At 72.6% G+C, this 14,250-nt stretch carries 14 protein-coding genes; 5 read left to right on the forward strand and 9 right to left on the reverse strand.

The features are described 5' to 3' along the window. Positions 1-137: 137 nt before the first annotated feature. Positions 138-2,309, reverse strand: a complete 2,172-nt coding sequence (gene recG / locus ACFYWM_RS15920; protein WP_389914746.1) for an ATP-dependent DNA helicase RecG — start codon at positions 2,307-2,309, stop codon at positions 138-140. A 69-nt stretch (positions 2,310-2,378) separates the two neighbouring features. After that, the gene (locus tag ACFYWM_RS15925) at positions 2,379-3,965 is read right to left on the reverse strand and encodes a DAK2 domain-containing protein (protein WP_389914748.1); all 1,587 of its coding nucleotides are present in this window, start codon (positions 3,963-3,965) and stop codon (positions 2,379-2,381) included. Positions 3,966-4,326: 361 nt separating this feature from the next. Between ACFYWM_RS15925 and rpmB the strand changes: the two genes are divergently transcribed. Beyond that, entirely contained in the window at positions 4,327-4,512 is a 186-nt protein-coding gene (gene rpmB / locus ACFYWM_RS15930) for a 50S ribosomal protein L28 (protein WP_012894387.1), read from the forward strand. A 189-nt stretch (positions 4,513-4,701) separates the two neighbouring features. On the opposite strand, the gene thiD is transcribed toward rpmB, so the two are convergent. The 3 genes from thiD to ACFYWM_RS15945 all read right to left on the reverse strand — a co-directional run bounded on the left by thiD (position 4,702) and on the right by ACFYWM_RS15945 (position 7,914). Further along, entirely contained in the window at positions 4,702-5,511 is an 810-nt protein-coding gene (gene thiD, locus ACFYWM_RS15935) for a bifunctional hydroxymethylpyrimidine kinase/phosphomethylpyrimidine kinase (RefSeq protein ID WP_389914752.1), read from the reverse strand. Positions 5,512-5,760: 249 nt separating this feature from the next. Beyond that, positions 5,761-6,732, reverse strand: a complete 972-nt coding sequence (locus ACFYWM_RS15940; RefSeq protein WP_389914755.1) for a hypothetical protein — start codon at positions 6,730-6,732, stop codon at positions 5,761-5,763. A gap of 225 nt (positions 6,733-6,957) precedes the next feature. Beyond that, on the reverse strand, positions 6,958-7,914 hold the full coding sequence (locus tag ACFYWM_RS15945; RefSeq protein ID WP_389914758.1) for a thiamine-phosphate kinase: 957 nt from the start codon (positions 7,912-7,914) through the stop codon (positions 6,958-6,960). 51 nt (positions 7,915-7,965) lie between these two features. Between ACFYWM_RS15945 and ACFYWM_RS15950 the strand changes: the two genes are divergently transcribed. Next, positions 7,966-8,199, forward strand: a complete 234-nt coding sequence (locus ACFYWM_RS15950) for an Lrp/AsnC family transcriptional regulator (RefSeq protein WP_389914761.1) — start codon at positions 7,966-7,968, stop codon at positions 8,197-8,199. Between the two features lie 83 nt (positions 8,200-8,282). Next, positions 8,283-8,729 carry a DUF3515 family protein gene (locus ACFYWM_RS15955; RefSeq protein WP_389914764.1) on the forward strand — a complete coding sequence of 149 codons (447 nt, stop codon included), beginning with the start codon at positions 8,283-8,285 and terminating at the stop codon, positions 8,727-8,729. 20 nt (positions 8,730-8,749) lie between these two features. On the opposite strand, the gene ACFYWM_RS15960 is transcribed toward ACFYWM_RS15955, so the two are convergent. The 4 genes from ACFYWM_RS15960 to ACFYWM_RS15975 all read right to left on the reverse strand — a co-directional run bounded on the left by ACFYWM_RS15960 (position 8,750) and on the right by ACFYWM_RS15975 (position 13,136). Continuing rightward, positions 8,750-9,859, reverse strand: a complete 1,110-nt coding sequence (locus ACFYWM_RS15960; RefSeq protein ID WP_389914767.1) for a D-alanine--D-alanine ligase family protein — start codon at positions 9,857-9,859, stop codon at positions 8,750-8,752. A gap of 50 nt (positions 9,860-9,909) precedes the next feature. Then, on the reverse strand, positions 9,910-11,136 hold the full coding sequence (locus tag ACFYWM_RS15965) for a trans-sulfuration enzyme family protein (protein ID WP_389914770.1): 1,227 nt from the start codon (positions 11,134-11,136) through the stop codon (positions 9,910-9,912). A 16-nt stretch (positions 11,137-11,152) separates the two neighbouring features. Beyond that, positions 11,153-12,163: an NAD(P)H-dependent glycerol-3-phosphate dehydrogenase gene (locus tag ACFYWM_RS15970; protein WP_389914773.1), complete on the reverse strand. Its 1,011-nt coding sequence runs from the start codon at positions 12,161-12,163 to the stop codon at positions 11,153-11,155. Between the two features lie 250 nt (positions 12,164-12,413). Beyond that, the gene (locus ACFYWM_RS15975) at positions 12,414-13,136 is read right to left on the reverse strand and encodes a lysophospholipid acyltransferase family protein (RefSeq protein WP_389914776.1); all 723 of its coding nucleotides are present in this window, start codon (positions 13,134-13,136) and stop codon (positions 12,414-12,416) included. A gap of 79 nt (positions 13,137-13,215) precedes the next feature. On the opposite strand from ACFYWM_RS15975, the gene cofC reads away from it, so the two are divergent. After that, positions 13,216-13,923 (forward strand): 2-phospho-L-lactate guanylyltransferase, encoded by a 708-nt coding sequence (gene cofC, locus ACFYWM_RS15980; protein ID WP_389914778.1) that lies wholly within the window; start codon positions 13,216-13,218, stop codon positions 13,921-13,923. Positions 13,924-14,018: 95 nt separating this feature from the next. Continuing rightward, complete coding sequence (locus ACFYWM_RS15985) at positions 14,019-14,222, forward strand: hypothetical protein (RefSeq protein ID WP_389914781.1); 204 nt, start codon at positions 14,019-14,021, stop codon at positions 14,220-14,222. Positions 14,223-14,250 lie beyond the last annotated feature (28 nt).

The raw sequence follows: 14,250 nt of genomic DNA on the forward strand, positions 1-14,250 counted from the left end.
CCCCCGCTCCGTCAGGTCCTCCGTGGATACCGGAGGACGACGATCCCGCCCCATCAGCTCCTCCGCGGGTATCGGAGGACGACGCCCCCGCTCCGTCAGCCCCTCCGCGGGTGTCGCGGGACGACGGTCCCGCTCCGTCAGGTCTTCTCCAGGTATTCGGCGCGCTCGTCCGCGAGAAGCCTGTCGATCTCCGCGCGGAGCACGGGATGGCCCGCCAGCTCGGGATCGGCCTCCAGCATCGCCTCGGCGTCCAGGCGCGCGGCGTGGATGACGTCCTCGTCGCGGAGGAGCCTGAGCATCTTCAGCGACGATCTGCGCCCCGACTGGGCCACACCGAGCACATCACCCTCCCTGCGCTGCTCCAGGTCGACACGGGACAGCTCGAAGCCGTCCAGGGTGGCCGCCACCGCGTCGAGCCGGGCCCTGGCGGGCGTGCCGCCCGGGGAGTCACTCACCAGCAGGCACAGGCCGGGCAGCCCGCCGCGCCCGACCCGGCCGCGGAGCTGGTGCAGCTGGGAGACGCCGAACCGGTCGGCGTCCATGATGACCATGACCGAGGAGTTGGGGACGTCGACGCCGACCTCGATGACCGTGGTCGCCACCAGCACGTCGATCTCCCCCCTGGTGAAGGCCTTCATCACCGCCTCCTTCTCCTCCGGCGGGAGCTTGCCGTGCAGCACCTCCGTACGGAGCCCGTGCAGCGGCCCCTGCGCGAGCGTCTCGGCCACGTCGAGCACCGCCAGCGGCGGCCTGCGCTCGTCGTCCGCCTTCGACATGTCGCCCTCGTCGCCCTCCAGGTCGCCGATGCGCGGGCACACGACGTAGGCCTGGCGGCCCAGCTCGATCTCCTCGCGCAGCCGCGTCCAGGCCCGGTCGAGGAAGTGCGGCTTCTCCGCGGCGGGGACCACGTGCGTGGTGATCGGGGCGCGGCCCGAGGGCAGCTGGGAGAGCGTGGAGACCGTGAGGTCGCCGAAGACCGTCATCGCGACGGTGCGGGGGATGGGCGTGGCGGTCATGACGAGCACGTGCGGGCGGCCGCCCCCGGCCTTCTCGCGGAGCGCGTCGCGCTGCTCCACGCCGAACCGGTGCTGCTCGTCGACCACGACCAGGCCGAGGTCGGCGAACTGGACGCGCTCCTGCAGGACCGCGTGGGTGCCGACGACGATGCCCGCCGCGCCCGAGGCCGCGTCGAGCATGGCCGAGCGGCGGGCCGCGGCGCCCAGCGAGCCGGTCAGCAGGGCGACCGCGGTGCCGCCGAACATGCCGCCGGTGGCCAGGTCTCCGAGCATCGCCGAGATCGACCGGTGGTGCTGCTGGGCGAGCACCTCGGTGGGGGCGAGCAGCACGGCCTGCCCCCCGGCGTCGACCACCTGGAGCATCGCCCGCAGCGCGACGATGGTCTTGCCCGCGCCGACCTCGCCCTGGAGCAGCCGGTGCATGGGGTGGGGCAGCGCCAGGTCCGCCGCGATCTCCTCGCCCACGTCGCGCTGCCCCTCGGTGAGCTCGAACGGCAATCGCCCGTCGAAGTCGGCGAGCAGCCCCCCGGAGATCGCGGGCCGGGGCATGGCGGGCCAGGAGGCCGCGGCCATCCGGCGCTGCAGCAGCACCGCCTGGAGCAGGAACGCCTCGTCGAACCTGAGCCGCTTGCGCGCCCTGGCCACGTCGGCGTGGTCGCGGGGGCGGTGGATCGCCAGCAGGGCCTCCGCCAGGCCGGGGAGCCGGTGGCGGGCGCGCAGCTCCGCGGGGAGCGGGTCGTCGAGCTCGCCCATCGTGTCGAGGACGACGCCCAGCGCCCTGCGGATCGCCCAGGGCGTCACGTCCTTGCCCGCCGGGTAGATCGGCACGAGCGCGGCGGCGAACTCCTCGGCGCCCGTCTCGCTCTCCTCGATCATCTCGAACTCGGGGTGGGAGAGCTGCCACTTGCGTTTCTCGCCCTGGCCGAAGGCGCCGACCTTCCCGGCGAACATGCCGCGCCTGCCCGGCTTCAGCCGCGTCTCGGCGATGTGGGACGTCTTCCCGAAGAACGACAGGTAGATCTTGCTGCCCCGGGCGTCGACGACCTCGACCTCCAGCCAGGTGCCGCCCTTGTTGCGCATCGGCCTGCGCATCGCCCTGGTGACCTCGCCCACCACGGTGACGTGGTCGTCCACCTGAAGGTCGTCGAGGTCGGTCAGCTCGCCCCGCTCGGCGTAGCGCCGCGGGTAGTGCCGCAGCAGGTCGCCGACGGTGCGCAGGTCGAGAACGCTCTCCAGCAGCTTGGCCGTCTTGGGGTCAAGCGCCTTCGCCAGCGGCTCGTCGAAGCTCGTCACCCCCGTTTTCTACCGTGCCCGGGCGACAGATTTCACCAGCCGCGGCGTGTCCGGCCGCCCGGCACCGGCTCACTCCACGCCGATCAGCAGCGGGTAGCCGCCCTGCCCACCCTCGTACGTGACCACCTCGATGTCCGGCCTGGTGCCGGCCAGGTGGTCCTGTACGACGTGGGCGAGCCCCTCGGGGGCGTCGGCGCCCTCCAAGAGGGTCACCAGCTCGCTGCTGGAGGAGATCATGCGGCGTACGACCTCCAGCGCGGTCGCCGCCAGATCCGTGTCGATCAGCGCGGCGTCGCCGTCGACCACGCCCAGGACATCGCCGGGGGCGGTCAGGCCCGCGCTCGTCATGACCTCGCGGTCGGCCACCCAGACGTGCCCGTGGCGGGTGTGCGCGGCGGCCTCGGTCATGGCCACCACGTCGTCGTCGAAACGGCGTAGCGGGTCGTGGACGGCCAGCGCCGACAGGCCCTGCACCGAGGCCCTGGTCGGGATGACGCCGACCACCAGGCCCTGCTCCCTCGCGATCTCGGCGGCGGCGGCCGCGACCTCGCGCGTGTCGCTGTCGTTGGGCAGGACCACGACCTCGGACCCGGCCTCGCGGACGGCGGCGAGCACCGCCGCCAGCGGGGGGCTGGAGCCGGGCTCGCGCCGGACGACCACGGCTCCCGCCTCCTCGAACACCGCCGCCAGCGCGGGCCCCGCGGCCACGGCCACCACGCCCCTCCCCCGCGCGACCGGGTGGGTCCTGCCTGAGCCGACCAGGTACGTCACCCTGATCCGGTGGGGGCGGCCCAGCCTCATGGCCGCCTCGATCGCCGCGCCCGCGTCGTCCACATGGACGTGGACGTTCCACAGGTCGTCCCCGCCCACGATCACCAGCGAGTCGCCGAGCGCGTCGAGCTCCTCGCGCAGCGCGGCGACCTCCCGCGCCCCGGCGTCCAGCAGGTACATGACCTCGTATCCGGGACCTTCCCCGCGCCCCCCTGCCTCTCCGGGAGGCTCGGGGACGACCCGGTGGGCCGGGGCGGGGATGTCCACCCGGCCGGTGTAGGAGTCGGTGACGACGGCGGCGAGGCTCTCCAGGATGATCGTCAGGCCCGCTCCGCCCGCGTCGACCACCCCACCGCGGGCCAGCACGTCGAGCTGTTCCGTGGTGCGGCGGAGCGCGGAGCGCGCCTCCCCCGCGGCCTTCCTCGCGACCGAGGCGAGATCCTCCCGCCCGTCGCACACCGCCGCGGCCACGGCCGCCAGGACGCTCAGGATCGTGCCCTCGACCGGCCTGGACACCGCGGCGCGGGCCAGCTCGGCGGCTCTGACCAGGCCGCGCCCGAGGTCGGCGCCGCGTCCCTCGGCCTCCCTGAGCACCTCGGCGAGGCCGCGCAGCGCCTGGCTGACGATCACTCCCGAGTTGCCCCGGGCGCCGAGCAGCGCCCCCTGGGCGAGTGCCCGCCAGGTGGCCTCGGCCCCGGCGTCGGCGGGCAGCCCGTCGAGCGCCTCGGCGGCGGAGAGCATGGTCAGGTGCAGGTTGGTGCCGGTGTCGCCGTCGGGCACGGGGAAGACGTTGAGCGCGTCGATCTCCTCGCGTGCCCTCCCCAGCGTCTCGGCGGCCAGCCGCGACCATCTGCGCACCGCGAGCGGGTCGAGAACCTGCAGCATTCCTGCCCTCCTGCTCCCCAGCTCCTGCTCCAGGTCCTGATTCAGTGCCCGGTCCGGGCCCTGCTCGCGTCCGCCGGACGCCCTCACCGGCCTCCGGACGGCTCCGGTTCCGTTCTCCGGTCCGGTTCCCCGGTGCCGCGCTCGGGGTTCGGTCCCGCGGAGGAGAGCCGCCGTGGCGTGTCCTGGAATGCGCTACGGTTGCCTCCGGAGATTATCCCCGTTCGACCGTTCACGGCGGCTCGCGTTCGCCGCGGGGCCGGACATCGGATATCCTCGTGTGGCCAGCCGGTCGTCCCGGCGTGCCCGATGACCGCCGCCAGTGCGGCGGATCGAGCCTCTCGACTGATTAAAGGAGCGAACCGTGGCTTCCGTCTGCGACGTTTGCGCTAAGAAGCCGACCTTCGGCAACAACGTCTCCCACTCGCACCGCCGCACCCGCCGCCGCTGGAACCCGAACATCCAGCCCGTGCGCGCAGTGGTGAACGGCACGCCGAAGCGGCTGAACGTGTGCACCTCCTGCATCAAGGCCGGCAAGGTCACCCGCTAGCCAGACCTTCGCGAAGCCCGCCGTCCCCTCGAAGGGGCGGCGGGCTTCGTCGTTTCCCGCGGGCTTTCGTCCTGTCCGGGAAACCGTCCCGTCTGGGAAACCGTCCCTTTCGGGAGGTCGCCCTGTTCGGAAGCCTTTCCCGTCCGGGAAGGCCGTCTCGTTCGGAGAGCCGTCCCGTTGGGGCGCGGTTCAGGGAACGCGCAGGCGCCAGGCGTGGTCCACGGGGCCGATACCCGCTCCCAGGGGGAAGCCGTGCGCGATCGCGCCGGTGACGTACGCCTTCGCCTTCTCCACGGCGGACGGGACGTCCTCGCCGAGGGCGAGGTGGGAGGCGATCGCGGAGGCGAGGGTGCAGCCCGTGCCGTGGGTGTGCCGGTTGTCGTGGCGCTCCGCGGTGAAGCGGAACTCCCGCGTGCCGTCGGTCAGCAGGTCGACCGGGGCGCCCGGCAGGTGACCGCCCTTGACCAGCGCCCACGCGGGCCCGAGCTCCAGGATCGCGTCGGCGGCCCGGCGCAGGTCGGGCTCGTCCTCGACCTTCACCCCGGTGAGCTGCAGGACCTCCCACAGGTTGGGGGTGACCACCGTGGCGGTGGGCAGCAGGCGCGTCTTCACCGTCTCCACCGCCTCGGGGGCGAGGAGCGCGTCGCCGTGCTTGGAGACCCCGACGGGATCGACCACGACGGGCACGTCCAGCCCCGCCAGGACCTCGGCCACCGTCTCCACCAGCGCCGGTGAGGCGAGCATCCCGGTCTTGACCGCCTGGGCCCCGATGTCACCGAGCACCGAGTCGAGCTGGGCCCGTACCGCCTCCGGGGGGAGCTCCCAGTAGCCCTGCACGCCGACCGAGTTCTGGGCGGTCACCGCGGCGATCACGCTCATGCCGTGCACGCCGAGGGCGAGCATTGTCTTCAGGTCGGCCTGGATACCGGCGCCGCCTCCGGAGTCGGAGCCGGCGACGGTCAGCACGCGAGGGGGGGTCGAAACGGTCATGTTCCCCATCCAACCAGCCCCCCCGGCCCGCGAGGCACTCCCCCGGCTTCCCGGCCTCCACCCGCGTCCGGAGACCGGAACGGCCTCTCGACCGGCTTCCGGCCACCCTTTCAGGGCCTGGACGCGGCCCGGGCGGTTCGGATCAGTGCCGGATCGGTGCGGATCGGTGCGGATCAGTGCCGGATCGGTGCGGATCGGTGCGGATCAGTGCGGATCGGTGCGGATCGGGCCGGTTCTGTCGCGGCGACGCGCACCGGGTCAGGCGACGGCGCATTCTCCCTGGTCGCTCCGGCAGCTCCGCGGGATCTCCGCGTCGCCGCTCGCGGTGAAGGTGACGACGAGTTCCTCGTCGGCGCCCAGACCCTCCGGCGACTCGATCAGCAGGTTGTCGCCGACCTGCTCCCAGTCGGCCCCGCTGACCGAGGTGACCTCACTGCTGACCGGCACGCTCACCTTGAGGCGCTCGACGCTCTCGTCCGCGGCGACCACGAGCTCGACGGTGTAGGTCCGCGCCCTGTCGCTCACGATGTCGGCGCCGACCGTGATCGCGGCGCCCCCGGCGAGCGGGGGCGTGCTGGAGGTCGTCTCGCTCGGCACGGGATCGGGCTCGGCGCTGCCCAGGGGCTGCTCGGGAGCGGGCGTCCGCTCACCGACGACGAGAGGCTCCTGGGTGGGGGTGGGGGCGGGCTCGTCGGCGGCCTCGTCGGAAGCCGACGACTCGTCGGTGTCCGACGGCGCGCGGGTGGGCTTCCGCGTCGGGGTGGGCCGGGGGGTGGAGGCATTCTCGCCTCCGCCACGGGTGGAGGGGCGGTCGGGGACCGGCGTGGACCTCGCCCTCTCGTCACCCGGCCGCGGCGTCTCGTCGCCCGTCTCCGAGGGCTCGTCGTCGGACGCCGGTTCCTCCGCCGGCTCCTCCGTCACGGGCTCGTCGGCGGTGTCGGCCTCCGGCGCCGGCTGGTTCGACGCCGCCGCGACGCAACCGGAGGGCGGGCAGTCGGCGGGGGTATCCGAGCCGGCGAGGGAGCGGACACCGACCACGGTCCCGCCGAGCACCACGGCCACCGCCGCGACGATCAGCACCGTCTTCCTGATCCGCCCGCCGGACCGCTCCTCGTCCTCGGGCCATGGGTCGTACGTGGTGGACGTCCTGGACGGGCCGGATGAGTCGGACAGCTCGGACTCCGAGCTCCATCCCGATCCCAGGAAACCCGTCCGGGTCTCGGTGCTCACCGACTCCTCGGGACGGAGCCGGCGCCCGATCGGCTCGTCACCCCAACCCGCTTCCGGAGCGGACTCCGGCTCGCGTTTACCCCGGTTCGGGGAAACCTCTTCCCCGTTTCCACCGTGGCGGCCCATATGGCCCCTTTCTCGAAGGGAATCTCGACCGCCCATCTTCATACCAGTTAGGTAAACGTTTGTCGCAATTTTCACAGATGTCGCAGGAAGTGGTAAGGATCACTCCCGGAAGTGGTCCCAGCCCCCGCGGTCGAGCGAGAAGCCCTTGACCTGCACACCCTCCCCCTCAACGACGTGACCCACCACGTTCCAGCCCTCCGGGAGCCGTACGTGGGCCGGGAAAGTGGCGGCGAGCGCGTGGTCCTCGCCGCCGGAGAGCACCCACTCCAGCGGCTCGGCGCCGAGCAGCCGGGCGGCCTCACGCATCGCGGGCGGGAGGGGGAACGCCTCGGGGTCCAGGACGAGCGCGACCCCGGCCGCCTCGGCCACGTGGCCGAGGTCCTGGAGCAGGCCGTCGCTCACGTCGAGCATGGCCGTCGCGCCGAGTCCGGCCGCCTCGGGGCCGCGCGCGTAGGGAGGGCACGGGCGGCGGTGGGCGTCGATCAGCTCCACCGGCCCGTCCAGGCCCGCGCGGAGCAGCGCGAGACCGGCGGCGGAGTGCCCGAGGCGACCGGCGAAGGCGACCACGTCGCCGGGGCGGGCCCCCGACCGCGTGACGGGCGCCCGGCCGCCCAGGTCGCCCAGGGCGGTGACCGCGATCATGACGAGGTCGCAGCGGGTGATGTCGCCACCGACCACGCTGGCGCCGACGAGGTCGCACTCGTCGCGGAAGCCGTCGGTGAGGTCGTCCAGCCATCCGGTGGCGGCGTCCGCGGGCATCCCCAGGCCGACCACGATGCCGGTGGGGCGGGCTCCCATCGCCGCGACGTCGGAGAGATTCTGCGCCGCGGCCTTGCGGCCGATGTCGTAGCCACTGGACCAATCGCGCCGGAAGTGCCTACCCTCAATCAACAGGTCAGTCGTCACGACGACCCGCCCGTCGGGAGCGCTCACCACCGCGGCGTCGTCCCCGGGGCCCAGTAACACGGTCCCACCTTGTGGCAAACGTCCGGCAATACGTGCAACAACCCCGAATTCGCCGAGATCTCCGACTGTGATGACACACCTCCCGTTCATCACAGGGTACGGTGGCCCTTCGGCACTGATCCAATCGCCCGGGAGGTCGTTATGGTGCAGGCCTATATCCTCATCCAGACCGAGGTCGGCAAGGCCGCGAGTGTGGCTTCGGCGATCTCCGGCATCGCGGGTGTCACGCAGGCCGAGGACGTCACCGGACCGTACGACGTCATCGTGCGCGCCGAGGCCCGCAACGTCGACGAGCTGGGGAAGCTCGTGGTGGCGCAGATCCAGGGTGTGGAGGGGATCACGCGCACGCTGACGTGCCCCATCGTCCATATCTGAGATCTCGTCCGAGCCCGGATCCGGGCGTGACAGTCGCGCCCGGACTCGTGTTCGGGTCCTCACCCGAACGTCTGGAACGTGACATGCCACTGCGGTTCGCCCGCCTGGCGGGGTGCGCCTGCGCCCTGCTGATCCTGGTGGGGTGCGGAGGCGCCGTCCGGGTCGAGCCCCCGGTCCCCGATGCGCCCGCCGCCGCCGCGTGCCGGGTGCTCGCCGAGCGGCTCCCGGCGAAGCTAGACGGCGCCGACCGGACGGAGTCGACCCCCGCCTCCCCCTACGTCGCCGTATGGGGGGAGGCGCGCATCGCCCTGCGCTGCGGGGTGCCGCGGCCGGTGACGATGTCACCGACCGACCAGGTGCCCGAGATCGACGGGGTGGCGTGGTACGCCGACCCGGCCAGGCCGACGCTGTTCACCGCGATCGGCAGGGAGGCCTACGTCGAGGTGACGATCGCGCGGGAGCACGTCCCGCAGAACGTGCTGATCGACCTCGCGGCCCCCATCAAGAGCGCCCTTCCCCAGACCGGCTGAGCGTCTACCTCAGGAGCGCCTCACCGCAGGCCGGGTGAGCGTCCGAGCGCGAGCTGGATCAGCCGGTCGACCAGCTCGGCGTAGGGCACGCCGGTGGCGGCCCACAGCTGCGGCGCCACCGACATCGCGGTGAAGCCCGGCATGGTGTTGATCTCGTTGACGATCAGCCGTCCGTCGGGGGTGTAGAAGAAGTCGACCCGCGACAGGCCCTCGCAGCCCAGCGCCTCGAAGGCGCGGACGGCCATCGCCCGCAGCTGCTCGACCGTCTCCTGGGGGATGTCGGCGGGCACCGACAGGGACATGTCGTCCCCGATGTACTTGGCCTCGAAGTCGAAGAACTCGTGGTCGCCGTGGACCAGCACCTCGCCGGGCAGGCTCGCCCTGGGCGCCTCGTCGCCCGGCGACTCCAGCACCGCGCACTCGATCTCGCGGCCCGTGATGGCGGCCTCGACGAGCACCTTGGGGTCGTGCTCGCGGGCGAACTCGATGGCCCGCTCCAGCTCCTCCAGGTCGGCGGCCCTGGAGATGCCCTGGCTGGACCCGGCGCGCGCGGGCTTGACGAAGACCGGCCAGCCGAGCTCCTGGACCTCCTTGAGGACCCGGCCGCGGTCGGTCCGCCAGTCGCGGTCGCGGATCACGACGTACGGGCCGACGGGCAGGCCGGCGGCGGCGAGGACCAGCTTCATGTACGCCTTGTCCATGCCGACCGAGCTGGCCAGCACCCCGGAGCCGACGTAGCGGACCCCGGCCATCTCCAGCAGTCCCTGGATCGTGCCGTCCTCGGCGAAGGGGCCGTGCATCACCGGAAAGACGACGTCGACCTGGCCGAGCTCGACGGGGATGCTGCCGGGGTCGTACGCCACCAGCGAGCCTCCTCCGGAGGCCAGCGCCAGCGTCGCGCCCGCCGCGTCGACGGCGGGCAGGTCGCCGCTCTCGATCTCGTAGCGCTGCTCCCCCGAGGCGAGCACCCACCGGCCGTCCGTGGCGATTCCGATGGGGATCACGTCGTACTTGGATCTGTCGATGGCCCCCAGCACGCTTCCCGCCCCGAGAATGGAGACGGCGTGCTCGGAATTGCGACCGCCGAAGACGACGGCGACCCTCGGTAGAGGTTCGTGCTGCTCACTCATGATGACCGAATGTACCCCCTGTTAGGGGGCAATCCGGCTGTTAGACGCGCCTACCTACCCGATGCGGGTAGTGAGTCGAGTGCCTGGGTGACGTCCATGATGAGGTCCTCGGCGTCCTCCAGCCCGATGGAGAACCTGACCGCCGCCGCGTCGATCCCCGGTTCCTCACCGGTCCGCCGATGGGCGGCCGAGGCCACGTGGGCGGCCTTGGTGCGGGTCCCCCCGGCGGAGGTGGCGATCGAGACGAGCTTGAGCGCGTCGGCCAGGGCCACGCCCGCGTCGTAGCCGCCGCGCGGGGTGATCGTCACACCGGCGCCGTATCTCGTGCCCTCGGGACCGGAGTCGAACAGGTGCCTGGCGAGCTGGTGGCCGGGGTGACCCGGCAGCCCCGGGTAGTCGACCCGGCGTACGGCGGGATGCTTGGCCACGGCGGCGGCGAAGACCATCGCGGTGGAGCACATCCGGCGGACCCGCAGCGGCAGGGTCTCCAGCCCGCGGCGGAGCAGGAACGCGTCGTCGGGGGAGAGCGTGCCCCCGGTGTCGATCCGGACCTCGCGCAGCTGGGCGATCAGGTCGGGGCGGCCCACCGCCACGCCCCCGGCGCAGTCGTCGTGGCCGCCGAGGTACTTGGTCGCGGAGTGGATCACCAGGTCGGCGCCGTGTTCGAGGGGGCGGCACACGATCGGGGTGGCGAAGGTCGAGTCGACCACCAGGAGCGCCCCCGCGGCGCGGGCGATCCGGTAGAGGCCCCGGATGTCGGAGACGGCCATGGTGGGGTCGGCCAGCGTCTCCGCGTAAATGATCTTCGTGTTGGGCTTGATCGCCGCCTGCACCCCGGCCAGCTCGCCATAGCCGACGAAGTCCGCGTCGACCCCGAACCTGGCCAGCACGTTCGTGATCAGCGAGTGGGTCCCGCCGTGCATCGGGGCGGGGGCCACGATGTGCGCGCCCGCGCGCAGGAACGTCATCAGGACCGCGTTGACGGCGGCCATCCCCGAGGCGAACGCCTGCCCCGCCACGTCCTCGGGCGCCGCGGCGCCCTCCAGGGAGGCCACCGCCGCGGCGAAGGCGGCGGTGGTGGGGTTGTCGATCCGGCCGTAGGCGTGTCCGGAGCCCTTCTCGTCGAACACCTCGGCGTACTCCGCGGAGTCGCCGAAACCCCACGCGGAACTGCGCCACACGGCAAGGCCGAGGGGAGGTAACCGGGGCGTCTCGGGAGCCGGCAGGTGCACCGACCGGGTGTTCTCGCCCTTACGCCTGCGTATCCGTCTGTTCATCGACCACGCTGTCCGTTCACAGGCCGTACCGTTCCGGCTTGGGGGTCCGCGACATCAGGAGCACCCCGGCCTCGCTGGGGGGCATCGCGTCGTGGACGACGGCGACGACCACCTCGGTGATCGGCATCTCCACGTCGTGCTTTCTGGCCAGTTCGAGCACCGACTCGCAGGATTTGACCCCCTCGGCGGTCTGTTTCGTCGCGGCGATGACCTCGTCCAGCGTCATACCTCGCCCGAGATTCTCCCCGAAAGTACGGTTCCGCGACAATGGGGACACACAGGTCGCCACAAGATCGCCCATGCCCGCGAGGCCCGCGAAGGTGTGCGGGTCGGCGCCGAGCACCGTGCCGAGCCGGGTGATCTCGGCCAGCCCGCGCGTCATCAGCATCGCCCCGACGTTGTCGCCGAGCCCCATGCCCGCCGAGATGCCGACCGCCAGGGCGATCACGTTCTTGACGGCCCCGCCGAGCTCGACCCCGATGACGTCGGGGTTGGTGTACGGGCGGAACCAGGGCGGCAGGTAGCAGGCCGCCTGGAGGCGTTCCATCGCCCGCTCGTCGGTGCAGGCGACCACGGTGGCGGCCGGCTGGCCCCGGACGATCTCGCCGGCCAGGTTGGGGCCCGACACCACCGCGACCCGCTCCTGGGGCACCTCGGCGACCTCGCAGATCACCTCGCTCATCCGCTTGGTGGTGCCCAGCTCGATGCCCTTCATCAGGCTGACCAGCACCGCCTCGGACGGCAGGTGCGGCTTCCAGCGGGTCAGGTTCTCCCTCAGGGTCTGGGAGGGCACCGCGAGCACCACGAAGTCGGCGCCTTCGAGGGCCTCGGCGGGGTCGGTGGTGGCGCGCAGCGTCTCGGGCAGCACCGCGCCCGGCAGGTAGTCGGGGTTCTCGTGCCGCTTGTCGATCGCCTCGACGACCTCCGGCTTGCGTCCCCACAGCGTCGTCCGGGTGCCCGCCCCGGCGAGGATCATGCCGAAGGTCGTCCCCCACGAGCCCGTGCCGAACACGGCCGCCTTGGTCATCGGTTCTCCTCGGACGTGGGGACCCCTGCCCGAGGGCTGGGGAGGGAACACGGCGCGGCGCCGCCTCCGGCGGTGACGGCGACGCCCCCGCCGCCTGGCCGGCGGAGGGGCGGGACGCCTGTGGAACTGGTGTGGAACCTCAAGGGATTTCTCCTGGCGGGCGACCGGCGGTGAATCGGGAACTCTCACGGGCGACCGTGGGAATCCCCTTCCATCGGGAAGGGGAGGATGTCAACACCGTACGCCGAAGTCAGTTGTCCGACGGTCGCCTGAACGGCGTCACGGGAGCCTTCTCCCCGCGGATCTCGGCCAGCTGGGCCGTGATGGCCGCCATGATGTCGGCGGTCGCCTCGCGCAGGACCTCGGCCGAGAGCGGCTCGCCCTCGCGCCCGGCGTACTTCGACAGGTCGACCGGCGGGCCCGTCTGCACGTGGAAGGTCTTGCGCGGCAGCAGGCGGGGCCTCCTGGCGCCGTACGGCAGGATCGCCTGGGCTCCCCAGTGGGCGACGGGGATCACCGTCGCGCCGGTGGCCAGCGCGAGCCTGGCCGCGCCGGTCTTGCCCTCCATCGGCCAGAAGTGCGGGTCGCGGGTGCAGGTGCCCTCCGGGTAGAACATCACGCACGCCCCGGCGGCGAGCCTTCGCCGCGACTCCTCCAGCGAGCGCGCCGCGTCGGCGCTCCCCCGGTAGACCGGGATGGCCTGCAGCGCCCTCACCAGGGAACCGACCAGCGGCACCGAGAACAGGCCCGACTTGGCGAGGATCACCGGCCAGCGGCCGTGGTTGTAGAGGAAGTGCGCGACGAGGATGGGATCCAGCCACGACAGGTGGTTGGTCACCATGATGATCCCGCCCGTCCTGGGAAGGCGGTCGCCGCGACGCCAGTCCTTCTTGACCAGGAGCCACGAGATCGGCTTGACGATCACGACGGCGAAGGCCACCCAGAATCGCGAAGGCCATCCGGGGCGTCTCATGGGCTCCTCCATATGAGCGGTATGCGCCCCAAGTCTCCCGGTTGGCTCCCGGGGATGTCGAGGCGGGATGCTTAAGGCTATGTCTGCTTCGGAAAGCTCCGGCTGGACCCTCGTCGTCCCGGTCAAGACGCTGGTCGCCGCCAAGACCCGCCTGTCGGCCGCGGCGGGCCCGCACCGGGCGGAGCTGGCCGTGGCGATCGCCTGCGACACCGTCGAGGCGGCGCTGAGCTGCGCGCTCGTCGCGCGGGTGGTCGTGGTGACGGGCGACCCGGTGGCCGCGAAGGCGCTCGGCGAGGTCGGCGCGCACGTGGTCGGCGACCCGGAGCGGGGGCTGAACGCCGCCCTGCGGCACGGCGCCCTCGAAGCGGTGCGGCTGGCGCCCGGCGACCCCGTCGGCGCCCTCCAGGCCGACCTCCCCGCCCTCCGTCCCGCGGAACTGGCCCGCGTGCTGGCCGCCGCCGCGGAGTTCGGCCAGATGTTCCTGCCCGACGCCGCCGAGATCGGCACGACCTTCTACGGCGTACGGCCGGGGGTGCCGTTCACGCCGGGCTTCGGCGGCGAGTCGCGGGACCGGCACCTGCGGGGCGGCGCCAAGGAGCTCTTCGTGGAAGGGGTGGAGTCGGTCCGCCACGACGTGGACACCCCGGACGACCTGCGCCTGGCCCTGGCCCTCGGCGTCGGCCCCCGCACGCTGGCGATGGCGAGGCGGATCTCGGCGTCGAGCCCGGAGGGCGGAACGGGAACCGCGGACGGGGCGAGGGCCCCGCGGGAGCCGGATCTCGGGTGAGGCATCTCGGGTGAGGCATCTCGGGTGAGGCATCTCGGGTGAGGCGAGGGCCTCGGGCGCGGGACGGGCGGCCGGACGGGGGTTAGGCTGGGCGGGTGCAGGCGACGGTACGGAACTTCGACCCGGCGACCCGGTCGGGGTCGGTCTTCCTGGACGACGGGACCGAGATCCCGTTCGACGCGGCGGCGTTCGACGCGGGGCCGCTGCGGCTGCTCAGGTCGGGCCAGCGGGTCAACATCGTCATGAACGGCGACGACGTCACCTACGTCACCCTCTCGACCTTCCCCGTTCCCGGATAGACGGCTCCGGGCGGTCGGCCCCCTGGTC

Source organism: Streptosporangium sp. NPDC002721 (assembly GCF_042888905.1).
GTDB lineage: Bacteria > Actinomycetota > Actinomycetes > Streptosporangiales > Streptosporangiaceae > Streptosporangium.

Coding starts and splice junctions, on each gene's coding strand:
- ACFYWM_RS15950 (WP_389914761.1), top strand. CDS start 7,966: ATGGTGCAGGCCTATATCCTCATCCAGACCGAGGTCGGCAAGGCCGCG.
- thiD (WP_389914752.1), bottom strand. CDS start 5,511: ATGGGGAACATGACCGTTTCGACCCCCCCTCGCGTGCTGACCGTCGCC.
- ACFYWM_RS15960 (WP_389914767.1), bottom strand. CDS start 9,859: ATGAGTGAGCAGCACGAACCTCTACCGAGGGTCGCCGTCGTCTTCGGC.
- ACFYWM_RS15975 (WP_389914776.1), bottom strand. CDS start 13,136: ATGAGACGCCCCGGATGGCCTTCGCGATTCTGGGTGGCCTTCGCCGTC.
- ACFYWM_RS15970 (WP_389914773.1), bottom strand. CDS start 12,163: ATGACCAAGGCGGCCGTGTTCGGCACGGGCTCGTGGGGGACGACCTTC.
- ACFYWM_RS15955 (WP_389914764.1), top strand. CDS start 8,283: ATGCCACTGCGGTTCGCCCGCCTGGCGGGGTGCGCCTGCGCCCTGCTG.
- ACFYWM_RS15925 (WP_389914748.1), bottom strand. CDS start 3,965: ATGCTGCAGGTTCTCGACCCGCTCGCGGTGCGCAGATGGTCGCGGCTG.
- cofC (WP_389914778.1), top strand. CDS start 13,216: ATGTCTGCTTCGGAAAGCTCCGGCTGGACCCTCGTCGTCCCGGTCAAG.
- ACFYWM_RS15965 (WP_389914770.1), bottom strand. CDS start 11,136: ATGAACAGACGGATACGCAGGCGTAAGGGCGAGAACACCCGGTCGGTG.
- ACFYWM_RS15945 (WP_389914758.1), bottom strand. CDS start 7,914: ATGAACGGGAGGTGTGTCATCACAGTCGGAGATCTCGGCGAATTCGGG.